The 23,565-nt window shown below is 37.7% G+C and carries 18 protein-coding genes; 8 read left to right on the top strand and 10 right to left on the bottom strand.

All coding sequences use genetic code 11. The features are described 5' to 3' along the window. Positions 1-11: 11 nt before the first annotated feature. The 3 genes from OGI71_RS26110 to OGI71_RS26100 form a co-directional block, all read right to left on the bottom strand. A complete protein-coding gene (locus tag OGI71_RS26110) occupies positions 12-398 on the bottom strand; it encodes a hypothetical protein (RefSeq protein ID WP_282253101.1) in 387 nt (128 codons plus the stop codon). Between the two features lie 321 nt (positions 399-719). After that, positions 720-2,909, bottom strand: a complete 2,190-nt coding sequence (locus OGI71_RS26105) for a right-handed parallel beta-helix repeat-containing protein (RefSeq protein ID WP_282253100.1) — start codon at positions 2,907-2,909, stop codon at positions 720-722. A 219-nt stretch (positions 2,910-3,128) separates the two neighbouring features. After that, the gene (locus tag OGI71_RS26100; RefSeq protein ID WP_282253099.1) at positions 3,129-3,563 is read right to left on the bottom strand and encodes a nuclear transport factor 2 family protein; all 435 of its coding nucleotides are present in this window, start codon (positions 3,561-3,563) and stop codon (positions 3,129-3,131) included. A gap of 157 nt (positions 3,564-3,720) precedes the next feature. On the opposite strand from OGI71_RS26100, the gene OGI71_RS26095 reads away from it, so the two are divergent. Beyond that, positions 3,721-4,293 (top strand): hypothetical protein, encoded by a 573-nt coding sequence (locus OGI71_RS26095; RefSeq protein WP_282253098.1) that lies wholly within the window; start codon positions 3,721-3,723, stop codon positions 4,291-4,293. A gap of 1,251 nt (positions 4,294-5,544) precedes the next feature. On the opposite strand, the gene OGI71_RS26090 is transcribed toward OGI71_RS26095, so the two are convergent. The 3 genes from OGI71_RS26090 to OGI71_RS26080 all read right to left on the bottom strand — a co-directional run bounded on the left by OGI71_RS26090 (position 5,545) and on the right by OGI71_RS26080 (position 8,708). Beyond that, positions 5,545-5,991 carry a nuclear transport factor 2 family protein gene (locus OGI71_RS26090; protein WP_282253097.1) on the bottom strand — a complete coding sequence of 149 codons (447 nt, stop codon included), beginning with the start codon at positions 5,989-5,991 and terminating at the stop codon, positions 5,545-5,547. A gap of 209 nt (positions 5,992-6,200) precedes the next feature. Continuing rightward, the gene (locus OGI71_RS26085) at positions 6,201-8,045 is read right to left on the bottom strand and encodes a hypothetical protein (RefSeq protein WP_282253096.1); all 1,845 of its coding nucleotides are present in this window, start codon (positions 8,043-8,045) and stop codon (positions 6,201-6,203) included. 222 nt (positions 8,046-8,267) lie between these two features. Further along, the gene (locus tag OGI71_RS26080) at positions 8,268-8,708 is read right to left on the bottom strand and encodes a nuclear transport factor 2 family protein (RefSeq protein WP_282253095.1); all 441 of its coding nucleotides are present in this window, start codon (positions 8,706-8,708) and stop codon (positions 8,268-8,270) included. Positions 8,709-8,884: 176 nt separating this feature from the next. Here OGI71_RS26080 and OGI71_RS26075 point away from each other — a divergent pair, with 176 nt between their 5' ends. Beyond that, complete coding sequence (locus tag OGI71_RS26075; protein WP_282253094.1) at positions 8,885-9,877, top strand: ADP-ribosylglycohydrolase family protein; 993 nt, start codon at positions 8,885-8,887, stop codon at positions 9,875-9,877. Positions 9,878-10,272: 395 nt separating this feature from the next. Here OGI71_RS26075 and OGI71_RS26070 read toward each other — a convergent pair whose 3' ends face one another. The 3 genes from OGI71_RS26070 to OGI71_RS26060 all read right to left on the bottom strand — a co-directional run bounded on the left by OGI71_RS26070 (position 10,273) and on the right by OGI71_RS26060 (position 12,496). Beyond that, complete coding sequence (locus tag OGI71_RS26070) at positions 10,273-10,719, bottom strand: hypothetical protein (protein ID WP_282253093.1); 447 nt, start codon at positions 10,717-10,719, stop codon at positions 10,273-10,275. A gap of 160 nt (positions 10,720-10,879) precedes the next feature. Beyond that, on the bottom strand, positions 10,880-11,641 hold the full coding sequence (locus tag OGI71_RS26065) for an NADAR family protein (RefSeq protein WP_282253092.1): 762 nt from the start codon (positions 11,639-11,641) through the stop codon (positions 10,880-10,882). A gap of 408 nt (positions 11,642-12,049) precedes the next feature. Beyond that, positions 12,050-12,496, bottom strand: coding sequence for a nuclear transport factor 2 family protein (locus OGI71_RS26060; RefSeq protein WP_282253091.1), 447 nt, complete (start codon positions 12,494-12,496; stop codon positions 12,050-12,052). A gap of 198 nt (positions 12,497-12,694) precedes the next feature. Between OGI71_RS26060 and OGI71_RS26055 the strand changes: the two genes are divergently transcribed. Genes OGI71_RS26055 through OGI71_RS26040 form a run of 4 tightly spaced genes read left to right on the top strand, consistent with a single transcriptional unit; the run spans position 12,695 to position 19,570 of the window. Next, complete coding sequence (locus OGI71_RS26055; RefSeq protein WP_282253090.1) at positions 12,695-14,407, top strand: hypothetical protein; 1,713 nt, start codon at positions 12,695-12,697, stop codon at positions 14,405-14,407. A gap of 11 nt (positions 14,408-14,418) precedes the next feature. Further along, positions 14,419-16,161 carry a hypothetical protein gene (locus tag OGI71_RS26050; protein ID WP_282253089.1) on the top strand — a complete coding sequence of 581 codons (1,743 nt, stop codon included), beginning with the start codon at positions 14,419-14,421 and terminating at the stop codon, positions 16,159-16,161. Positions 16,162-16,171: 10 nt separating this feature from the next. Then, entirely contained in the window at positions 16,172-17,881 is a 1,710-nt protein-coding gene (locus OGI71_RS26045; protein WP_282253088.1) for an IPT/TIG domain-containing protein, read from the top strand. A gap of 9 nt (positions 17,882-17,890) precedes the next feature. Then, positions 17,891-19,570 carry a hypothetical protein gene (locus OGI71_RS26040; protein ID WP_282253087.1) on the top strand — a complete coding sequence of 560 codons (1,680 nt, stop codon included), beginning with the start codon at positions 17,891-17,893 and terminating at the stop codon, positions 19,568-19,570. Between the two features lie 149 nt (positions 19,571-19,719). On the opposite strand, the gene OGI71_RS26035 is transcribed toward OGI71_RS26040, so the two are convergent. Further along, a complete protein-coding gene (locus tag OGI71_RS26035) occupies positions 19,720-20,166 on the bottom strand; it encodes a nuclear transport factor 2 family protein (protein ID WP_282253086.1) in 447 nt (148 codons plus the stop codon). Positions 20,167-20,462: 296 nt separating this feature from the next. Here OGI71_RS26035 and lepB point away from each other — a divergent pair, with 296 nt between their 5' ends. Together lepB and OGI71_RS26025 are read left to right on the top strand one after the other, a co-directional pair. Next, positions 20,463-21,368 (top strand): signal peptidase I, encoded by a 906-nt coding sequence (lepB, locus tag OGI71_RS26030; RefSeq protein WP_282253085.1) that lies wholly within the window; start codon positions 20,463-20,465, stop codon positions 21,366-21,368. A gap of 825 nt (positions 21,369-22,193) precedes the next feature. Continuing rightward, positions 22,194-23,459, top strand: a complete 1,266-nt coding sequence (locus tag OGI71_RS26025) for a pyridoxal-dependent decarboxylase (RefSeq protein ID WP_282253084.1) — start codon at positions 22,194-22,196, stop codon at positions 23,457-23,459. Positions 23,460-23,565: the final 106 nt, after the last annotated feature.

Below are 23,565 nucleotides of genomic sequence, written 5' to 3'. Positions count from 1 at the left end.
TGACTTTTTCATTAGCGATCCAGCCGATCAAGTAATAGCATAGTGTTCCATAAAGCATTCATAACTTGGGTATTCATTACCCAAACACTTGCATTTTTGTTAATTTTGATAAACTCATAAGTTGCCATTTTTCCATTTGTCATTGCAGTTGCCTGTAAAATATACAAGAAGTCTTTAATGGAAAGTTTTTCTTGTACCATTAAAGACGTCATGTAATAGATCGTTTCTGTGCCAATTAACGTATAAACGCCATCCTCCCGTTCGATCCCAACCAAAATATCTGCACCTAGATTATTTAGATATCGAATTATTTCACTATTCTCATCTCTATAATTTTCTCCGGATAACGTATCCAACATATTCCGTTTGATTCTCGCCTTTAGATTGATACGTTTCATTTTAATCTTTCATTGAACTCAGCTAAAAGTATTAAAAAAAAATATGCTGTTAAAACTATTTCAAATTGACTGTTGTTCTTACTATACAAAACGGCTACAAGCTGCCTTTCGAACAAAAGGTTCAACATAAAAATTGGCGTCGTACAGTGAAAGTCCAATTGTCTTTAAAAACATTGGATGACGAAACAAAAAAGAGGAAACGATAGGAAACATAAAAATTACTGTCCAAATAAACGCTAAGAGAAAGGGTCTGATGAGAATCAGGCCCTTTTGACTCTTAACCCCATATCATGAGATATGGGGTTAAATGTTTATGTGCAATTAACTTGCTTGTTGTCCACTATTACGATCGGACTGCAACTTATTGTTTAAGATAGCCTTTAGGTCATTGACTAATGCAATCGCCGAAGCAAGATCCGTGGCATTGGGCAATACACTATTGGCCACGCCTGCGGATTGTGATACCAGACCTCTATTTGCAGGAGCTGCATTTTGAAAAACATTAATCCATCCAATATTTCCTCCTCCAGTTCTTTTAATCCAAATGGAGGATATACCTGATTCATTAATTTCATTATATCGAGATCCTTGTCTCGCTGTTACGACACCCTCAGGGCTGCCTAGCCCAGTATACTCGCCTAGAAAACCAAAAGGTATAAAATTCCGTCCGTCTGGGGCGTTGTTATACCAGCCGTAGGTGTATTTCAATTGTGGATCGGTATGCTGCACCACAGCATTGACATTTTTAAGCACATCTCCTACCTGCCATGTTCCAGCGACGCTAGCAACTCCATTACTAGTCTGCGTCTGCCATGCATTCGAGCCGATCTCTTGATTCCGCCTGGCACTATTAGCAACGGACACCTGGGTATTGATATTGTTAAAGCATCTATTGTTTACAGATTTAACATTGGTCACCGAGCCAGCATTTGCGCTAATTCCTGTAACCTGAGTCCGATCAGTACCTGTACGAGAATCATAACACACATTATCAACAACATCAATATGATTGCAAGTAAATGTGCCAGTAGGTATCACACTGATACCATCCCCAACCGAATCGACTACTGTATTGCCAATAAATTGACAATTATCACCTTTGAGCAATCTGATGCCTGTATTGCCAGCATTGGTAACCATGTTGCCACTGACAAGCGTATTGTTGCCATTTACGGTGATTCCCTGCAATACAGGTTTGATAATACGATTATCTGAAATTGTATTAAAGCCCTCACTGGAACCTACTTCAATACCGCTTCGCTGAGCTTCAATAATCTTATTGTTGGACACAGTACAATTGGAACCATTACTGGAAATCAGAACTCCATGTCCTTGTGGTTTAACAATAGTATTGTTGGTAGCAATACAACTGTCACCAGCCAACCTAATTCCGTAGAAAATGATAAAGAAATTAGAAGTCCCCATGGCGGAATCCAAATAGAGATTTTTAATCGTATTGTTAGAAAAAACTATACGACGTGAATAATTAATACCATCCGGAAAACTAGCGCTAACTGAAACAATATGACTCTCGCATTTAAAACCTCCAGCGGCACCATCTACCGTATTATTGGATACAACAATATCCTGACATCCGCCTGAACAATCGACAGCTAGACCGCTGCCATACATATTTGTTGGCTCTGGCATGCATCGGCCTACATTGACAAAATTATTGTTGGATACAGTCGCATTAGCTACCTCATTAAATCCGACTCCATGATGACCGGTCTCAGTGAAATAACAGTCCGTAATACGGATATTGGTTGTCAACGGATGCGGATAGCATTCTGCGGATCTGCCATAACTCTGGATCCCCGAGCTCCATGAGCGTTTGATGGAGCAATTGGTAATACTAATATTATCCACCGCTCCGTCACAGATCGGATTAAAATAGATCAAAAACTCTGCACCATTAACATTCCATTTGCTGATAGGATTTGTAGGTGATACAGGGAGCCTGTTAGTCGTTGCTCCTCCATCCAATTGCAAGTTTTGGAATGAAATATTCTTGTGATTAAATAACCTAAACATCCATTTTACAGTCCCCGAAATAGAAAAAGGTTCGTGTTTAAATTCGAGATGGGATTTATTACCGTCTCCATATAACATACAATCACTCGGGGGAATTAAGGTATCGGTGATAAGATAATGTCCCGTTGGAAAGTAAACTGATGAGATCCCATCTTTATTAGAATAGGTTAATGCTTTTTGTATTACTTGGGTATCATCCTGAATAAAATCTCCTTTTGCACCAAAATACCGAATGTTTACATTTCCCACAAAATTGTGTTCAAGTACCCCTCCTCCCACAAGGATAACGCTACCACCGTCATCAGGAACTGTTGTAGAAGATAGGTAGTAATCAATCGGATCAGGTGTATCTCCTGCTTGGTAATAGCCTAAAAGCTGTACGCCATTATACGTACCGTTGGTTAATGCTGTGACTTCTGCCGCAGATAGCGCGCGCATATCTGCCATAGTGTTTTTAATAAGAAATTGATTTGCCATAATGTTGTGTTTTTAAATCTTACACAAACTTAGACTTCACCAAGAGTCAAAATGAGGGAAACTAAGGCTATGTAATCGGTAAAGCGGAACAACCGAAAAGTCGCTATCTTGTCATCTCAAAAAACAGAAAAAGCCACATCTCGCGATGTGGCCTTAATAAACATATGATTCACTAGTGGTTTGCCTTTTTATGACTGGCAAACCACCAGTAAAGAGATACTACTTATATGAATTGATTGATTTGGATACTTTCCACATATTGCCTTCGCGCATCAACGTCACAAGGTCAGTCTTGGTAAAGTTTTCAAACTTCAAAGTTACCTTTGCGACCATATAATCGGCTGACTCTTCGATAATGTCGGTAGTTACCGTACAGTTTAGCTTCTCCCCTTTTTGTTTTTTAAAGAATTTAACGACCTCGTCACGGTTATTGGTAGTTGCATTAGCTTTCTGGCTGAAATCTTCTGCAAATAATTGCTCCACGCCTGCTGATTCACCTTCGGTGGTTACCGCAACATAATGTTCAAGAGCAAAGTCTGCTGTGGAAAGGTTAACAGTTGCTTTTGCTGATTTTGAACCTGGTCCTTCAGCGGCCATAGCGAATGTCGATACTGCGATTAAGGCTGCTGTGAATGTTTTTACTAGAGTTTTCATAATGTCTTTATTTTATTGTGTTAGTTTTGTTGTTCTTATTTGTTGACTCGAAACTACAACACAATACGCACCTAGCATACAGGCTTTAGAGCAACGGACAGGAAAACTCGGTGAATGGTGGGAATGGGGAGGTGAAGTTTGCTTAACATCTTAACAAATGAATATTTGCTTATCTTTAAGAAAACGTTCTGATATGGTTGACTTAGCACGCAGAAAGGTACTTGCGTACCATTTAAGACATTTAACCATCGGGCTTATTAGCAATGATGAGTTTGAAGAGGAGATATTAGATAATGTTTCCTTTGGTTATCTTCCTGAACATTATTATTCTTCAAAACAAGCCAAATTTGATGATCCTATCATAAGACCAATGCTCGAATTAAGCTGGTGTTTATATAGCGACTTAGAAAATCATAAACTTTCTGGCAAATACCAGTTTTCTGATAAAGAACTGAAAGACATTGCTCGTTTTATTTTATTTCTAAATTCAGATTTTGAGTACGAGTGGCCTTATTTTGATCATATAAATCCGCTATTACGGTTTTCATTTAAAGACTTGTTATTTACTGCCCTGAGTTTGGGACAACATTATAATGTAAAACTAAATGAGCGGAAAGAGCAGTTTGAAGAATTTAAGCGTTCTGGAGATTATGAACTATGGCCATTTATAAGCAAAGAACAATACGAACAGCAATTGAGAAAACAACCATTTTTAAAGAGCATCTATTAGCAATTTGATATCGTATTCTGCCTATATTGTAACTTAAAATCTATTTAAATCGAATTAGTTTAACGATAATAAAATGGACAATAAAGGCAATAAAAATGCAAACAAAAAGTCGTATGACGAGATGCTCCAGGGCAAAGTCTTCAGTGGAAAGCTTAACATTTGCTTTTTCAGATTTTGATATTGTTTTAATACTTGCCATAGCGAAGTTAGAACTATAATCAGGGCTGCTGCCGCGAATTCATAAAAATGCCCCCAAAAAGTGTCTAACTTTTTGGGGGCACTACAAAATGGTGTTTTCTTCAAAATTGTTCAGTAACTGATGAAACGACTATGAATATTAGGACTTCTTGTCTTTTATAAGTACTGTTCCAAAAAAATAAGCAAAGCGACCAAGACAGCTCCACCCAAAATATTATAAAATATTTCAAGAGGAATTACATCAAAAAAATCTTCTGAAGCCGGTTTAGTCACTTCCTTCCATGAAATTGCCTTTCTATACACCACAATAGAGTATAAATTTTTAAAAATGAAATGTGTAGCCTTACCAATTCTGTTTACAACTATAGATCCCCAAATCATTTGCTGTCAATATTTGTTATAAAATTTGTTGTTTTCTTATCTGAAGCTTGATCTGCATCGAGTTCATTTAATAAATTCTCTCAGATTTTTGGAGCTTTCTATTTTTCCATTATTTAAGCCGAAATAATTTGACAACCATATAAAATAAAATATAGCAAATAAATACAGTAACAAAAAGGCGTATGATAAGATTAAGTATATGTAGCGGAATTTCAGAAAACTTAATTTCCCCACTAATAAGGTCCAAAACTATATAAAAAGCAACTAGTATTGAAGAATACTTTATAATAATCCATAGTGTTGTATTTTTTTTCATATTATTAATTTACTCTCTAATTCATACATCTAACGTGCGCTATAGAATAAGTCAACTCAAGTTATCAAATATAATTTACTTCGATAAAACTATTTTAAATCGCCAGTTGTTCTTACAATACAAAGCGGCTACTAGCTACCTTTCGAGAGAAAGGTTCAACATAAAAATTGGCGTCGTACAGTAAAAATCCAATAGTATTCAAAACACATTGGATGAGGAAACGATAGGAAACATAAAAATTACTGTACAAATAAACGCTAAGAGAAAGGGTCTGATGAGAATCAGACCCTTTTGACGTAAAAAAGCCACATCTCTCGACATGGCTCTACAACATTTATATTTATTTGAGATGGCTCCTATTTATACGAATTGATCGATTTGCATACTTTCCAGCCGCTTCCCTCGCGCTCCAAGGTAACCAGATCAGTCTTGGTGAAATTCTCAAATTTCAAGGTCACCTTAGCCACCATATAGTCTACTGACTCTTCAAGGATTTCGGTGCTTACTGCACAGTTCAGCTTCTCTCCTTTTTGTTTTTTCAAAGATTTGATCAACGCGCTACGGCTATGGCTTTGTGCATTGGAAGCTTGAACTTTTAGACTAAAGTCTTCGGCAAATAATTGCTCTACGCCTGCCGACTCGCCTTCTGTCGTAACTGCAACATAATGCTCAAGGGCAAAGTCTGCTGTAGAAAGGTTAACGTTTGCTTTTGCTGATTTGGAGCCTGGGCCTTCTGCCGCCATAGCGAACGTTGATACTGCGATTAAGGCTGCTGCTACGAATGTTTTTACTAATGCTTTCATAATGTCTTTATTTTATTGTGTTAGTTTTGTTGTTCTTATTTGTTGACTCAAAACTACAACACAATACGCCCCTAGCCTATGGGCTTTAGACTAACAGACAGGAAAACTCGGTGAATGGCAGGAATAAAGGGGCGAAGGATAATATGGGAATGATCTTAAAATAAAGTAAAAAAATAGGGCCAGTAGATCTACCAGCCCCTATTTTTTTATTAAAGTACAGGATAACCTACATTATAAGAATTATTGCTGGCGTTGATCTGAATGGTCTGAAATGACAGCAGTCGATCAGCCTTGCCAAAGTTGTCGATTGATGGTGCTACAAATGTAGATAGTATTAACTTTACAAAATCGCCGTCCGGCACAGCTGTAAGCACTGCCGTATCCTCATTGAAATGGGCTTTAGTTGTTGCACCACTAAAATTTGAATTTATCGGCTTCCCGGCATCTATATTAAGTACACTACGCAATTTAAACTTATAGTATACGTCATCAATCGCTCCAGAACTCATTCCTTCTGATGCGGGCATAATCAAAAAATCCACAATCGCTAATGTCGCACCGATCGTTATCATTCCAGAAGTTTTGGCTAATAACATAATATTAATCGTTCCGTTCGAAGTCCTGTCTTCCTGCCTGGTCATCAAACTTTTAATTCGGGCAACATTTATTCTAGCAATCACATGACCATCTGAAGAAATTGAGGTTGAGCTCAATAGCTCTTGTCTTTTTCGCTGAAACGAAACACGACTTTGGGTCGGACTCACAACCGTTCGGGATCTAGCATACATATCAGCAGTAATGGAGTTCCCTTCATAAAATTTAATCCGGGATTGTGGCTCAACGAGAGAATAGGAATTGGAGTTATTGTTACGGATACTTACATTGCCTAAATATTCAGCATCTGTCGTAAAATTTCCATCAAACTTGATATCGGAAAACTCAACATCAACCTTCTGCTCTTCGTTCGATTGAAAGTTGTTGTTATCAATAGCTAGGCCCATGTAATTTGTTCCCGATCCGAATTTGAAATACAAATGAGCTTTGTAGGTTTTTATCTCAGGTTTATCATTACCTTCGAAATAATTTCCGGAGACTTTTCCGCCAGCTATTGGCCCAGAGTACAAAAAAACTCCACCACCTTCAAATATGTTATCTACAATCCGAGCAACATTTACAGTAGGTTTCCCGTCTATGTGTTTAAACCAGATTCCCGATAGACAGCCTTCACACATATTATCTTTAAAGGTAAAGTTAAAGCATCGATAAGCGTCAACTATTCTTTCGACTTGTTCGAATATGTTACCTATAATCGTAACCGATTGTAAATACCCATTCTGATAAGCATTTGTGTTAAGGGGTCTCTTTTCTTTATAGGATTTGATAACATGCTTAACCCTAAAAAAAGAACACTTGGTTATAAAAACATTATAGATCCAATCTCCATCTACGAATGTACCCGACAAAGGTGTTCCATCTACTACGTTTCCAATATCCGCACCTGCATTTCTTACGACCAAATTGTCGATAAAGACTTTACCTGTGTACAAATTGTCTGTTGAACCGGGATTTAATAATGAAGATTGAGAAGTTATCCAGCCGTCATTGACATTATTGGTCAAATGCACCGATCCCCCTTTACCTATAATCCGATGTGAGGGATAGCGTTGTATTGTTGCATCAGGTAGTCCCAAATAGGAATCTGCAAGTAATTGGCAGCTTATTTCCACGCTTCTATAGCCGGAATTAAAAATTTGCTGTATAAACGGAGTTGCATCGGTATCTAACCCTGCTTTTGCGCCAAAGTAAAGTGGGTTAACCGCTTCTAGAAATCGATGTTCTAATTTGATTCCCCCAGTTGCAATAATACTACCACTATTGTCAGCATCTGGTGTAGTGGAAAGATAATATTCTATTGGCGCGGGTGTGTCTCCTGCCTGATAATAGCCTAGAAGCTGCACACCGAGATAGACACCATCTTGTAATTCGGAAATTTCACATGCACATAAGTTGCGCATATCTGCCATTGTCTTTTTAATAAGAAATTCTTTTGCCATAATGTTTTTGTTTTAAATTCTTATACAAACTTAGGCGTCATCAAGAGTCTAAATAAGGGAAACTAAGGCTATGTTGTCGGTAAAGCTGAACAACCGAAAAGTCTATACTTTTGCTACCCCGAAAACAGAAAAAGCCACATCTTACGACGTGGCCTTAATAAACATATGATTCACTAGTTGTCAGCTTTCGATATGACCGAGTTGACAACTAGCTTCGGTAAATTATTTGTAAGCATTTATTGATCCAGACACTTTCCAGTCATTACCTTCGCGTACCAAAGTCACCAAGTCAGTTTTGGTAAAATCTTCAAATTTTAAAGTTACTTTAGCAATCCTATAGTCAGCTGACTCTTCGATGATATCGGTAGTTACCATACAGTTTAGCTTCTCGCCTTTTTGTTTTTTCAAGTATTTAACGACTTCATTCCGGCTGTTGGTCTTTGCATTTGCCGACTGAACTTTTTGGCTGAAATCTTCTGCAAATAACTGCTCCACCCCTGCCGATTCACCTTCGGTGGTTACCGCAATATAGTGACCCAGAGCCAAGTCTGCTGTGAAAAGGTTAACGTTTGCTGATTTTGAACCTGGTCCTTCAGCGGCCATAGCGAAAGTTGATACTGCAATTAGGGCTGCTGCTGCGAATGTTTTTACTAGAGTTTTCATAATGTCTTTTTTATAATGTTAGTTCTGTTGTTTTTATTTGTTGACTCAAAACTACAACACAAGACGCCCCTAGCCTATGGGCTTTAGACCAACGGACAGGAAAACTCGGTGAATGATGGGAATGGGGAGGTGAATATTTTTTATTATATTGATAAGAATCAACGATCAAATTATTTATGAACATACAGTCTAATACATCTGCTAGTCAAGCGAAAAATAAAATGTATGGCGCATTGTTTGGCATTGCGGTTGGTGATGCATTTGGTGTACCATTTGAATTCAGGTCGAAAGAAGATATGCTAAAAAATCCAGCTACTGAAATGATCGGATTTGGCAGCCATAATCAACCTATGGGGACCTGGTCGGATGATACATCCTTAACCTTGTGTCTTGCAGACTCGCTGTTAGGTGGATATGATTTGGTGGATGTCTCCAAAAAATTTATAGCTTGGAAGGAAGGTAAGCTGTGGACAGCAAGAGAAGAAGTCTTTGATATTGGTATCACCACGGCTAAATCAATCGGTGAGCTTAAAGGTATTATCGAATCTGGGCAAATCGGAGAGCTAAATGCGCTAAAATATCGGGCAAGAGAACAAGACAATGGCAATGGTTCATTAATGAGAATATTGCCTCTTTTATTTGAAATAAAAGGACTTAGTCCCTCGGAACAATTCGAGAAAATTTGGGAAATTTCAGCGCTAACACATAAGCACGTGCGCGCTGCGATGGCATGTTTTATCTATCTTAAATTAGCCGAACTCATTTTGCTAGGTTTGGCCAAAGAGCAGGCTTACGCTGAAATGCGAAATCAAGTTTCAAAATTCTGGGCGGACAGCAATTTCCCTGAGTCGGAAATAATTCATTTTAAAAGTACGATTTTACATGACATTCGATCTAAATCATATATCGAACTAAGGTCTAGTGGATATGTGATTGATAGTTTAGAAACAAGCCTATGGTGTTTTATGGAGAAAGACAATTATAAGGATATTGTATTAGCTATTATCAACCTTGGCGAAGATACAGACACCGGAGCTGCGATTGCGGGTGGATTAGCTGGTTTGTACTATGGCTTGGAAGGTATACCTGAAGATTGGCTTCTGAATCTCGCACGCTATGATGATATCAAATTGCTGATAGAAAAAATGGCGCGGAGATATTTGGATTAGAAATTTCGATCGAAATTTCTAAAATGTATAAGCTTATTTCAAACATGTCAATTTAAAGTATCGAAATATTTATTTTTAAAACTATTTCAGATCCGCTACTGTTCTTACTACACAAAGCGACTATTAGCTACCTTTCGACAGAAAGGACCAACATTAAAATTGGCGTCGTACAGTGAAAATCCAATAGTCCTGAAAAACATTGGATGACGAAACAAAAAAGAGGAAACGATAGGAAACATAAAAATTACTGTACAAATAAACGCTAAGAGAAAGGGTCTGATGAGAATCAGGCCCTTTTGACGTAAAAAAGCCACATCTCACGACGTGGCCTTAATAAACATATGATTCACTAATGGTTTGTCTTTTATTACTGGCAAACCACCAGTTGTAAAATTCTATTTATACGAATTGATCGATTTGGATATTTTCCAGCCGCTTCCCTCGCGCTCCAAGGTAACCAGATCAGTCTTGGTGAAATTCTCAAATTTCATCGTTACTTTGGCTATCATATAATCTGTGGACTCTTCGATGATCTGCGTGCTTACCTGACAGTTCAGTTTCTCGCCTTTTTGTTTTTTCAAGGATTTGATCAAGGCGCTACGGCTGTGGATTTGTGCATTGGAAGCCTGAACTTTTTGGCTGAAATCGGTAGCAAATATCTGCTCTACGCCTACTGACTCGCCTACGGTAGTTACCGCAACATAATGCTGTAAAGCAAAGTCTGCTGTAGAAAGGTTAACGGCTGCTTTTGCGGATTTCGATACTGGTTTGTCAGCTGCCATAGCAAAAGTGGATACTGCGATTAAAGCTGCTGCTGCGAATGTTTTTACTAATGAGTTCATAATGTCTTTATTTTATTGTGTTAGTAATATTGCTCTTATTTGTTGACTCAAAACTACAACACAATACGTCCCTAGCCTATGGGCTTTAGACTAACAGACAGGAAAACTCGGTGAATGGCAGGAATGGCCAGATGAATAAAGATTTTCAACTGTAGCTTTTTCAGTTATAAAAATTCCTCCATACGTAAGGTCGTGGGTGGGTTAGTTGATATATCGTTTGTTCTCTTTCAGACAGATAATCATAATAACCACCGAATTCTATCAAATACTCCTCCCCTACCCCCATCCTCCAAAACATATCCATATTATCCTTATCAGGAAACTTAGACCAAGGCGGCTGCTTGGCATTTGGAAGTGTCTGGAATTGTCCAAATTGGCGTAGAAAATCCCGTACTTCCATCAATGCAAAACCCAATAAATTTTGTCCCCGCCAACAATATATGTTTTCGATATCAACATCATCTTGTGACAGCCCGATACCCCATATGGTGTCAACGGGGCTTGCTTCGACAAGAATTCTATTTTCTGTTTTTAACAGATATTCTGCTAGGTCTGGATGTTGATTAAACTTGTGTATGTTTCCATTCTTAACGATCTCAAATTTTTGTTCATTCCAAATCTGATCATTATAGCCTATAACTTCCCTTCCCAACGCTTTGGCTTCGCCTGGTTTATTACAATTTATAATTTTCTCAAAGCTCTTTTTATCGTCGAAAAGTAATGCTTTTTGGGCCATCATCCAATGTTCTGCAGTCCTATAAGTTATATTATCAACTATAAACGGACTTTCATACCATTGGCTGAAAACAAATTTTCCGACCTCTTGATTTTGTATATTTGTATGTCCCCAAAAGAAAAGAAATTTGAATGTTTCTCCACGTTCAAATCTATCGGTTAACCGTTTAATATCATATTGTTCCATACTGCTCAAAATCTATTAATTTGAAACCATCGTACCCTTTTTCATGTTAAGGTAAACTCAATTTATCAAAAAAAAACAGGAATGATAAAACTATTTTAAACTGGTTAATGTTCTTATTATACAAACGGCCACAAGCTACCTTTCGAAAGAAAGGTTCAACATAAAAATTGGCGTAGTGCAGTGAAAATCCAATAGTATTCAAAACACATTGGATGACGAAACATAAAAGAGGAAACGATAGGAAACATAAAAATTACTGTACAAGTAAACGCTAAGAGAAAGGGTCTGATGAAAATCAGGCCCTTTTGACGTAAAAAAGCCACATCTCGCGACGTGGCCTTAAATAAACATATGATTCACTAGTTGTCAGCTTCTGATATGACCGAGCTGACAACTAGCTTCGGTAAATTATTTATATGCGTTCACAGAACTTGAAACTTTCCAGTCGTTACCTTCACGAACCAAAGTCACTAGATCAGTTTTGGTAAAGTCTTCAAATTTCAAAGTTACTTTGGCAACCATGTAGTCCGCCGACTCTTCAAGTATGTCGGTACTTACCACACAGTTCAGTTTCTCTCCTTTTTGTTTTTTCAAAGATTTGACAACTGCATTACGGCCGTTAGATTGTGCGTTGGAAGCTTGGATCTTTTGGTTGAAATCTTCAGCAAACAATTGCTCAACTCCTGCTGATTCTCCTTCGGTTGTGACCGCAACATAATGTTCAAGAGCACAGTCTGCTGTGGAAAGGTTAACGTTTGCTTTTGCTGATTTTGAACCTGGACCTTCTGCGGCCATAGCGAATGTAGAGATTGCGATTAAGGCTGCTGCTGCGAATGTTTTTACTAATGCTTTCATAATGTCTTTACTTTATTGTGTTAGTTTTTTTTATCTGTTCTTATTTGTTGACTCAAAACTACGACACAATATGCCCCTGGCCTATGGGCTTTAGACCAACGGACAGGAAAACTCGGTGAATGGTGGAAATGGGCAGATGAGATACTGTAGGTAAAAAAATAATTATATCTTTGACTACTTATTTAGCCAAATAAAAAAATGAAAAGTACTCCTCCTAGCAAGGTGAATAAATCCCAAGGGAAAACACTTGGTCTCTTTTTTTTAATTTTAATGATTTGTTTTAGTTGCAAAAAGAGCGAACAAGCTACTCCAGTAGAAAATCAACCCCTAAAATTAGAAACTATCGGCGTTGATGCTGCCAACAAGAAGAGTCTCGTGTTTGCGGGCCGTGTATTGTATCTCAATAGTGAAAAAATAAAGGATCATGGGTTCTTATTGAAATCTGGTTTTGGAACCTCTAATGAAGAAAAAAAATATTCATTGGGAACTACCATTCAGATTGGTAAGGTACTGAAGAAAATTGAACCACCAGCGGAAGTCCTCGAAACTGGTCGGGGAGAATATAGATTTTATATCGAAACGGACAAAAGTACCTATTATGGTGAAACCGTCAGGTTTCAGTTATCAAATGTTTTTATAGACTATCAAACCGGCTTATTAGCAACCGCTGGGGAGACAATCACAGTAAGCGGTGACTTCAAAGATGTAAAAAAGGAAAACTATAAGCTTCGTTGCGACTACAACAGCCCCATAGAAATAGATTATAACATCGACGCCACAAACAAGAAAATAACATTTACTGTACCAGGTGGGTATCGTCATGGCGTAAATCTCAGTTTCTATTTAAATCCAATCCAAAGCCAAACAAATTTAAATAGCGATATCGGTCTCGCATCGGTTAGCATATTGGGAACACTCACCCCACCAACGCAATATAATTATAATTACAATGATTACCTGCGCCTGTCGGGAGTGGGACTCCCCCCCGATCGGGCTTCATCATTTTTTATCATCATTGGTGATAAGCTATTCCCTTATTATCAAGAGTTATTACTGAGTGACATGATCTATGATCAGCCCAAAATGGCCTACAGAATCGGTTACTATAACGGACGGGATACCGTTATTTTCGACAAGAAGATTACTCTTAATACCCCAAAACCTACAGATCTGACTATCCGTCGATCCTTTGTTCATCCAGGGCGGTCGATTCCTGTCACAGGTATTATTCCATATAATTATAGTTTTATGCCAACGATGAGTGTAGGTGGTAAAAGCGCCAGTTACTATGCAACATGGAACGGCGATGATAAAATAACGATCAGTGATCTACCAGATGGAAGCTATCCTTTTATTATGGAGGGACCTTTTGCCAGATTTGAAAGTAAAGAAAAAATTGTCGTAAAGTCCCTAAAAATAAGCGGAGCAAGCACATCAAAAGGGTATTACGGTGCACAGATAAAAATTCCCGGTAATTTCATCGCGGGGGATCATTATTATGCAAGACTAGGGGATCAGGGAGATGAGAGCTTGCAGATCGCCGATGGTAATGCCATACTCGACATCCCAAACATTAAACCTGGAAAAGTAAAAATTACGGTGATGTACAATGATGATCATGGTAAACAGCATGTATTCCCTACCGAACATCAAGTGGAAGTCCTCGCTCCTATCTTTGATGATTTATATCAAAAATCGGGCAAGCCTGGCGACGTTATCACATTAAAGGGAAAAGGACTGGGCTACTGTGCGATTTTTATGGGTGGCGTCCGCTTGATCTCAGTGGGTGGAACAATAGACGAACCCCAAGTATTTATACCCAGGGATGTCTTCTTCAAAGGCAAGGTGCGCATCAGTGCACAATACAAAACGGATTGGATTGAATGTAAAGAGGCATTTGAATTATTATAACCAAAAAATTTATGAAAATGTACGCTAAAGCGGGGACAACAAAATTTGTGAAGTTAATAGCAATATTATGCTGCGTCTTGACGGCCTGCAAGAAAGAAAATAAGACAGAGCCTCCTGTAAGTACCCAAATAAGTGCAGTCACCGGAAGCTTTGAAAAAATGACGGAATCGTCTATCGTGCTCCATGGAACGGTGGGTGAAATGGCTATGCTTCCCAATATTCTAGAATATGGCTTTATATTGAGCATAAAAGATAATAACGGATATGCCAGGCCTGAGCTGGAAATTCCGGCAGGTAAGAAAATGACCGATAAAGATGTTGTTTTCGTGTATAAACCCGAAGAAAATTTTGACATGAATACAGTCTATTCCTACGCTTTTTATGTCAAGACTAAAAATGGCTTCTTCAAAGGCTCATTGAATTCATTTCAGATGGATGGTATGCAGGTAGAATCACCCTCGGAGATCTTGGGAATGCCGGGTGAAGAAGTACGTCTCAAAGGTCGCTTTTCAATGCTGGATGGTAACTATAAATTATATGGTAGATTAGATAAAACCCAACAAATTGACTATCAAATCGCCTCAGATGGTAAGAGCCTAACGTTTAAAATCCCAGATGTCGAAGGCTCCCAACATGGTAAAAAGCTAACAATAGATCTACAGAAAAATTCAGCAAATGGTTCTTTCAACAGACAATTGGTTCAAATCAGTTTACTAGGTAAACTCGTTCCACCTGCAATACTGACCTATGGTTTTACTGACCTGATACGATTCTATGGTTCCTGTTTACCATACTCTGGGAATAATGACAAGTCTTTTCAGATAATCTTAGGAAACATTACAATTCCTTACACACGGGAAATTGCTATCAAAGACCTGAAAGGGCTAGTGGGAAAAAGCTTTAAAATTGGCTATAAAAATGGCAGAGACTCCGTATTATTTTCCGCTGATTATATCATCCAGTCCCCCAATGCTGCAGATATATATTTTGTCAATGCAGTAGCGCACCCCAATACGCACGCTATTGTCAATGGTTTTTCATTCTATTCATTCTTTGATATGTACCAAACAAAATATTTTTTCGGCAAATATCAGGTTAATGAGATGGAGGTAAATGGCGATTATCCCACGGAAACCATTTCGATACCGATCAAGAATATTCCAGAAGGGCAATATAAATTACGTCTGGACAACGGATTTTTTAATATCGAAAGTACAAAAACGATACAGATCAAAAAGTTTGACTGGACGTCTATTGATAAAAGTGAGGCCTATGTGGGTGACTACCTAACGCTCACTGGAAATTTCATCAAAGGATTTGAGTACACGATTTATGGAGACGATTTCTTTAAAATGCCAGTGGTATGTAGCGAGGATGGTAAATTAACATTTCAGGTCCAGACATTCTTTCAAGAAAGTGAGTCACTCCATATTGTGTATAACGAATTTACGGAAACCGGATGGCGCCTGTATATGCATCCGAAAGCATTGCCATTTAAAAGTTTGGGTATGACTTTCGACAGTTTATCGCCAAAAACTGGGCTGCCAGGAACTGTTGTACAGCTCAAGGGAAAAGGAATCGGCCTGGCTCATATGATCCGGGTTGGCGATACGCAAGTGTACCCACTCATAAAAAGTATAGACGAGGTCACCATTGCCATTCCGGTTTTTCAGACAAAAGGAAAAGTGCGTATTTCAGCCTCCGCCTGGGGAAATACGATTCTACTATCACCAGACTATTTCGAAGTTCAATAGAAAAGTTATTATGAAAAGAACCATTCGACGCATACAAATTGCTGTTTCCATAATTGCAGCGCTATCGGCCTGTAAGAAAACAGAGGAAGTCGTCGTTATTAACACGCCAGTGACGGTAGTTGCTATAGCACCTTCGGAAGTGACCGATTCCCAAGTCACCATGCATGGTGAAATAACAACCTCAAATAAGGAAGAAATTTTGGATGTAGGCTTTATTTTATCCGAGACTAAACAATCCGGAAGTACCATCCTACAGGAGATCTCCGCTGGCAAACAAAAATTGATCAACGGCAAAACAGTAGACTTTACTTTGACCGTAAAAGAACCTTTTGATCTGGATTTAATCTATCAATATGTATTCTATGTCAAGACTGCAAAAGGTTTTTACAAAAGTCAGCCTGTCCGTTTCAATGTCGACAATATTAACATCACAGACAACAAACTTGTATTGACTTATCTTGGTGAGACCGTATTATTCAAAGGAAACTTTAAGCAATTTAAAGAAAATTACTATTTAATTGCTAACGGAAATACCGAACAACGGTTAGCTTTTACGCTAAAAGATAACAAAACAACTTTAGCTGTAACGCTGCCAAAAAGTGGGTATTACCATGGAAACAAATTGGCTATTACGCTTCAAAAACCGCTTAACGGACGTGAATATGTAAGTTCAAAACAGCTGATCGAAACAAAAATAGTCGCTAAAATCACCGAACCAAGTAAAAAGAGTTTCGCTTTTAATGAGGGGATTCAGATCAATGGTATCGGTTTACCCCAATATGGTTATGCGGATGACTTATTCCTATTGATCGATGACCAACGCATCCCTTTTACAAATAATCTATTTTTCCGTCTAATAGCGAACCTCAAAGGCGAATCTTTTCGACTGGGATATGCCAATGGCCGCGATAGCATCTATTTCGATAAAGAAATCCTACTCGAACAACCTTCAGCAGACAATATCACATTAGCAACGACACTAACCCATCCTGGCTGCATGATAGAGGCTACAGGAATTGATTTTTATAAATATTTTGGTGATGAAATCTCCAAAATACTTGTGGGCAATTCGGCTGCAATAGGATTTATCGGGAATAGCGGCAACAGCACCTATTTGACTATCCCGAACAATCTCCTGGACGGAAAATATCCTATTACCCTGACAAGTGGATTATCCACTGTCACCAGCAAAAAGAAAGTTGAGGTGAAGAAATTACATTGGGACGCTATCAATCAAAACATATTTTTTTCGGGAGATACGGCCCAGCTAACAGGAAACTTTTACAATACAATAGGTTACAACCTAGAATTTTCAGGCGGAAATGCGGTATATAACAGTGAATTGAAAAATAATCTCGTGAGCTTTAAAATACCGCAGCTAAGACCAGGCCAGTATAAAATCAAGACCTATTACCATGGATACTATGATAGCAAAAAGTATTATGCCCCCGAAGAGAAAACCATCGAAATAAAAATGCCTATTATTTCGGATTTCAGTCCGCACAAGATCACCAGTGAATACGCTATCATTTTAGAAGGTAAAGGCTTGTCCAATGAGTTTAAATTTTACATTGGGGGGCAAGAGGTATATGCATATACTTTAAATGAAAATGAACGAATAATCAACATTCCTCAAGGAATAAAACCGGGTAAATATAAGGTATGGATGGATACTAACTATGGAAAAGTTGAAGCAAAAACATTGTTAGAAATCCAATAATCAAAGACCATGAAGCAGCACATTATCAAACTCACTTGCATAATTCTTTTATTTTTCGTTCTTGGTTCATGTAAGAAGGATGAACAGGTAATCGATAAAACACCAATAACAGTAGGTACGCTAGAGGCTGGGGATCTCAGAAACAATCACGCCATTTTGTACGGCGAAATCCATTATCTAAATGATGAACAGATACTTGACTATGGCTTTAAGATTGCATTAAGGGAAGAAACAACCTTCAGAACAATCTCTTTAGGAAAACAGGCAAAAGTGGGTATAATAAGTTATGACCTCCAATCGACTTTCAAAATCGGTGAAATTTATCAATATATTTTTTATGTAAAGACTGATAAAAATACATACGAAGGAAGACCTGTATTTTTTTCAGTAAATGATATTTGGGTAGACAACTCCAAAATACAATATGCCAGTCCCGGTGATATCATCACGATCAAAGGCAGATTTAAACAGGTAGATGATTTGTTTAAACTCTCTATCGGAGATGCCTACAACGGTGAGAACAATGAAATCCCTTTTACACTGGACAAGGAGAAAGAATCGCTAACTTTTACGATGCCCAGTAAAAATCTATACCATGGGGCCGACGCTCGCGTGGTGTTATCAAAAAAAATAAATTATCAGGAGGTTCGGCAATATTTATTAAGTTTTAAAATTGCAGCGCGGTTATTGCCGCCGAGTCCGGGGACACACTATTATACAGATCCAATCAAGTTGAAGGCCATTGGGCTATCAGATTACTTATATCACGACTTCAAAATTATTTTAGGTGACAAAGTATTGCGTTATGAAGATAATTATTATGCCCCTTACCTCCCGCTTAACGGACATTCCTATAAATTAGGCTACATCTGGGGGCAGGATACAATTTACCTCAAAGAAACATGGAATCTTGAGGTTCCCGATATGAAAACAGCAGCACTGAAGTATAAAATAGTGCACCCTTTTGGACATACAGAACTTGAAGGACTCGATTATTTCAAATACCTGGTCAATAGCAATTATAAATTAGCCGTAGGAAAGTATCAGGGAGATCTTGCTATGATTAATTTTGAAAAGGATATTCCGGTACATATTGGTGATATTCCAGAAGGAAAGTATCCTATAGCCATCAATAGCAATGTATACGGCGATCTTAAAATCAATGACGAATTGATCGTTCAAAACCTTCGTATTACTGCTGTAGACGCTGGAACAGGTTATTATGAAGACCCGATACGTATAAAAGGGAATTTCCTACCTAATCAAGAATATGTTATAAAATTGGGTGACTTCGAGGTATATTTTGGCTTTCCCAAGAATGGTGAACTTGTATTCCCATGTCCTTTTACCCTTTTAAAAGGCGATAACAATGTAAAAATAGGCTATGCAAAGTCTGGTGGCATTTTTTTTGAGGCTGATAGTAAAGTCATAAAAGTAAACGGATTGAGTATAGATAGCTTCTATCCTACCAAAGGAGCTCCTGGAGATATTGTCAAATTAAAAGTGCGGGGTGCAAAGACAAATTATTACAGAATCGGGATCGGAGGTATTGAGGTTAGCCCTATATCTGTCAAACTTGGAGAAATGGAATTTATGGTTCCTACAGTCAACAAAAAGGGAAAGACAAAAATAAAAATATTGATTGACAACCAAGTTTTCGAATCAAGCGAATATTTTGAAATTATATAAACCCGCATAAAAACTACGATGCAGTGAAACTTTAGGAGAAAAGAGCCTGATGTAAAAAAGCCACATCTCACGACGTGGCCTTAAACAAACATATGATTCACTAGTTGTCAGCTTCCGGTATAACCGAGCTGACAACTAACTTCGATAAATTATTTATATGCGTTCACAGAACTTGAAACTTTCCAGTCATTACCTTCACGAAGCAAAGTCACAAGGTCTGTCTTGGTGAAGTCTTCAAATTTTAGGGTCACCTTGGCCACCATATAGTCTACAGATTCTTCGATGATGTCGGTAGTTACTTTACAGTTTAGCTTCTCGCCTTTTTGTTTTTTCAAAGATTTGATCAAAGCGCTACGGCTATGGTTTTGTGCATTGGATGCTTGGACTTTTTGGCTGAAATCTTCAGCAAATAATTGTTCTACACCTGCTGATTCACCTTCGGTCGTTACCGCAACATAGTGCTCAAGGGCGAAATCTGCGGTTGAAAGGGTAACGTTTACTTTTGCTGATTTTGAGCCTGGTCCTTCAGCTGCCATAGCGAAAGTAGATACTGCGATTAAGGCTGCTGCTGCTAATGTTTTTACTAATGAGTTCATAATGTCTTTATTTTATGTTGTTAGTTCTGTTGTTCTTATTTGTTGATTCAAAACTACAACACAATATGCCTCTGGCCTACGTGCTTTAGACTAACAGACAGGAAAACTCGGTGAATGGCGGGAATAGCCGGATGAATTTATAGCACGCATCTGACACAGGACGACTGATAAAGTTTTCAATATAGCTACATTCAAAAATAAATGACTAATTTTAATTGTTGGGAAAGGCTTCCTATATATAGGTATATAGGAAGTCGATTACCGCTCTGTAGCTATATTATACCTACTATTCTTTTATGGAAGATCTAACGACAATTGACGCACCCCAATCGCATTCTAGAAATGCTTTTAAAGCAGGTTTATTTTCTTTATTTTTTCCGGGCCTAGGGCAACTCTATAATGGACAGATAAAGAAAGGTATTCTTTTTTTCGCCCTAAGTTATCTAATCCCTGTAATTTTTGCTCTAACCCGCTGGATAACCTCCTTTGCCGGAATGAGTATTTTTATGGCAATCGGTATATCATTCCTTTTATTTACAGTAATGGATGCTATACTGAATGCAAAAAGACAAAAATTTTATGTCCTGAAAACTTACAACAGATGGTATTATTATGCATTGATCGCCAGCCTCATCTTTACAATGACATTTGTGTTTGACAAGAAAGAAATGATAGGTATACAATCTTACATTGCTCAAACCACAGCGAATAACCCAACGATTCTCGAAGGCGATTGGATTATAATAGATACAAAAGCCTACAAAAAAAACACGCCTAAAATTGGAGATCTGGTTACCTTTACTAAGGATGATGGTCAACAATTTATGTATCGTATAGTTGGTCTCCCCAAAGACACAATCTCTCTTAAAGAAAATATTGTCTCGATAAATCACAAGCTATGTAAATCCAAATTTATTGCGGACAGAAATTTAGAAGGTATAAACTTCGCTGAATTCGAAGAGACATTTCCAAATGGACACAGTCATCATATCTATAAAAGTAAAGAAGAGTTTAGCGATGGCATGATGAATATGAATGATTTCGTTGTTCCGGCAGACAGCATTTTTGTCTTGGGAGACAGCAGGGATAATGCACTTGACAGCAGATATATAGGTTGCATCGCTAAGAATCAAATAACTGGAAAAATTAAATATAGCTATTGGGGCAAGGCTGGATTTAAAAGAATGAACATAACATTCTGATTGGAAATAACGCTACGGATAAATGTTTAGAGAAAAGCCCCGATAAAACACAAGGTCCCTTTGACGGGAAAAAGCCACATCTCCCGATGTGACTTCTAAACCAGAATTAAACATATAATTTGAGTCTGATTCGGATCAGATTCGTACCTGCTTCGGATCATCAATAGATATTGCACAAACTCTGACCAAATGTTGACCAATCTCTGAACAGGAAAAGACCGGTCAGGGATTGATCCACCTAAAATACTTAATTGGCCTACTCCGAAGGCTTTCCGAAGAAGGTACGAACACAACCCCAACAGAACCTATGCGAAGCTCCATCGCAATCACCAGCTCAAGGTAATTGTTTTGGCTTCTTAACAGAATAATCCTTTTCGCAAGAAAAAGCAAAAAGTAACCTGACATCTGAGTAAATATTTGGCATAATGTGCTAAAAGTTTTTGATGATATGAGGCTGTATCCATTTTAATAATTCAAATTACTAAGGGCATATTACTAAATCCTTCAAAAATATATTGCTTACTTTGATTTAATATTCTCAAAGCATAATAATCAGCCACACTAGCCCCAGTTACAAAATATACAGATCAGTGATCATCAATTCGTATTGAATGACTTCAACTAGATGTAAAACTATACCTTCGGATTATTGAACTTACAACAAGTCAATCTTCCGCCTTTTTCCAAATATTTATCAGTAAAAAATCCACTAAATCATTTTTTTTCTTGTTTTAAAAATAACAGTTTGAAAATTTCATCTAATTAATGACTTTTACAATCGGCTTTATATTTTGACTAAATGAAGTTAATAATTTAAAACACCAAATGAAAGAATATAAATACTGGAAAAAAATTGGGGTTGAGATTCAAAAAGAACTAATATCCAAAGCACTTGCTAAGAATATCAATTATAGCAAAAGTCCTGTATTAGGGCTTCCCGGAACAAAATTGGATGGAAGAGTTTTTTATGATCAGGCTGAATTTTTAAAGGAAGCTCCTTTCCTGCAGACAATTGTTCAGAACCCTAACCATATTGGTTGTCATACTGTCGGAGAATCTGAGCCTTTTTTTCAAGGCACCCAAGATATTGAAAAAGATGTCATTCAAATCTTAAGTAAAGATATATTACAATCTCAAGAAGATTGCGATGGATATGTTGCCTCTGGAGGTACAGAAGCCAATATACAGGCATGTTGGATGTACAGAAATTTCTTCATCAATACATTTAATGCCAGTTGTAATGAAATTTTCCTAATCGCATCGCAAGACACACATTATTCAGTCAATAAAGCTGCGAATTTATTGAATATTGATCTTGTCCTTGTTCCGGTCGATTTTGATACCAGAGAAATTCTGCAGGATCAACTGGATAAGTATGTCCTTGAAGCTGTGAAAAATGGCAAAAAGTATGCTATCGTTATTTCAAATGCAGGTACCACCATGTTTGGAAGCGTTGATAATCCCGATGATTACGCCTCAGTTTTCATAAAATATCATCTTAATTTTAAACTTCATATAGATGCGGCATTTGGGGGATTTATCTATCCAATTGTCAATCAAAACCACAATATCGGTTTCAACAATAAACACGTCTCATCGGTTACCATGGATGCCCATAAAATGCTCCAAGCCCCTTATGGAACGGGTATATTTATCACGAGAAAAGGATTGATAGACAATGTTTTTACCAAAGAAGCGAAATATGTCAATGGAATGGATACCACGTTGAGTGGAAGTCGCTCTGGGGCAAACGCAGTGGCAATTTGGATGATTTTGCAGACCTATGGCCCACATCAATGGTTAGAGAAGATGAAGATTCTGAACTACAGGACAGAAGTCTGTTGTCAGGAACTCGAAAAATTGGGAGTTGGCTTTTATAGGGACTCATATATGAATATCATTACCATAAAATCAGCTGATTTGCCCAAAGAGCTAGCAGTTAAATTTGGTTTAATTCCGGATTCGCACGACGAAGATAACAATTGGTATAAAATTGTGGTAATGGACCATGTTCAGCAAGAATCACTGAATGATTTTATTAATGAATTAAAAGAATCCCGCAGTAGAGAGCGTAAAGTTTTGGAAAATTAAAATAGCCGTAAAATCATTTTTTATTGCATAATGATATCCTGCCAATGATACAATCATGTTATTAAAGGATGGTAAGCATTTATTGCATCGAGTACTATTCCCTAAC

The sequence above is a fragment of the Sphingobacterium sp. ML3W genome, from assembly GCF_029542085.1.
GTDB lineage: Bacteria > Bacteroidota > Bacteroidia > Sphingobacteriales > Sphingobacteriaceae > Sphingobacterium.
Note: the sequence above shows the minus strand (reverse complement) of the source record. Positions and strands in the feature narration are given on the sequence as shown.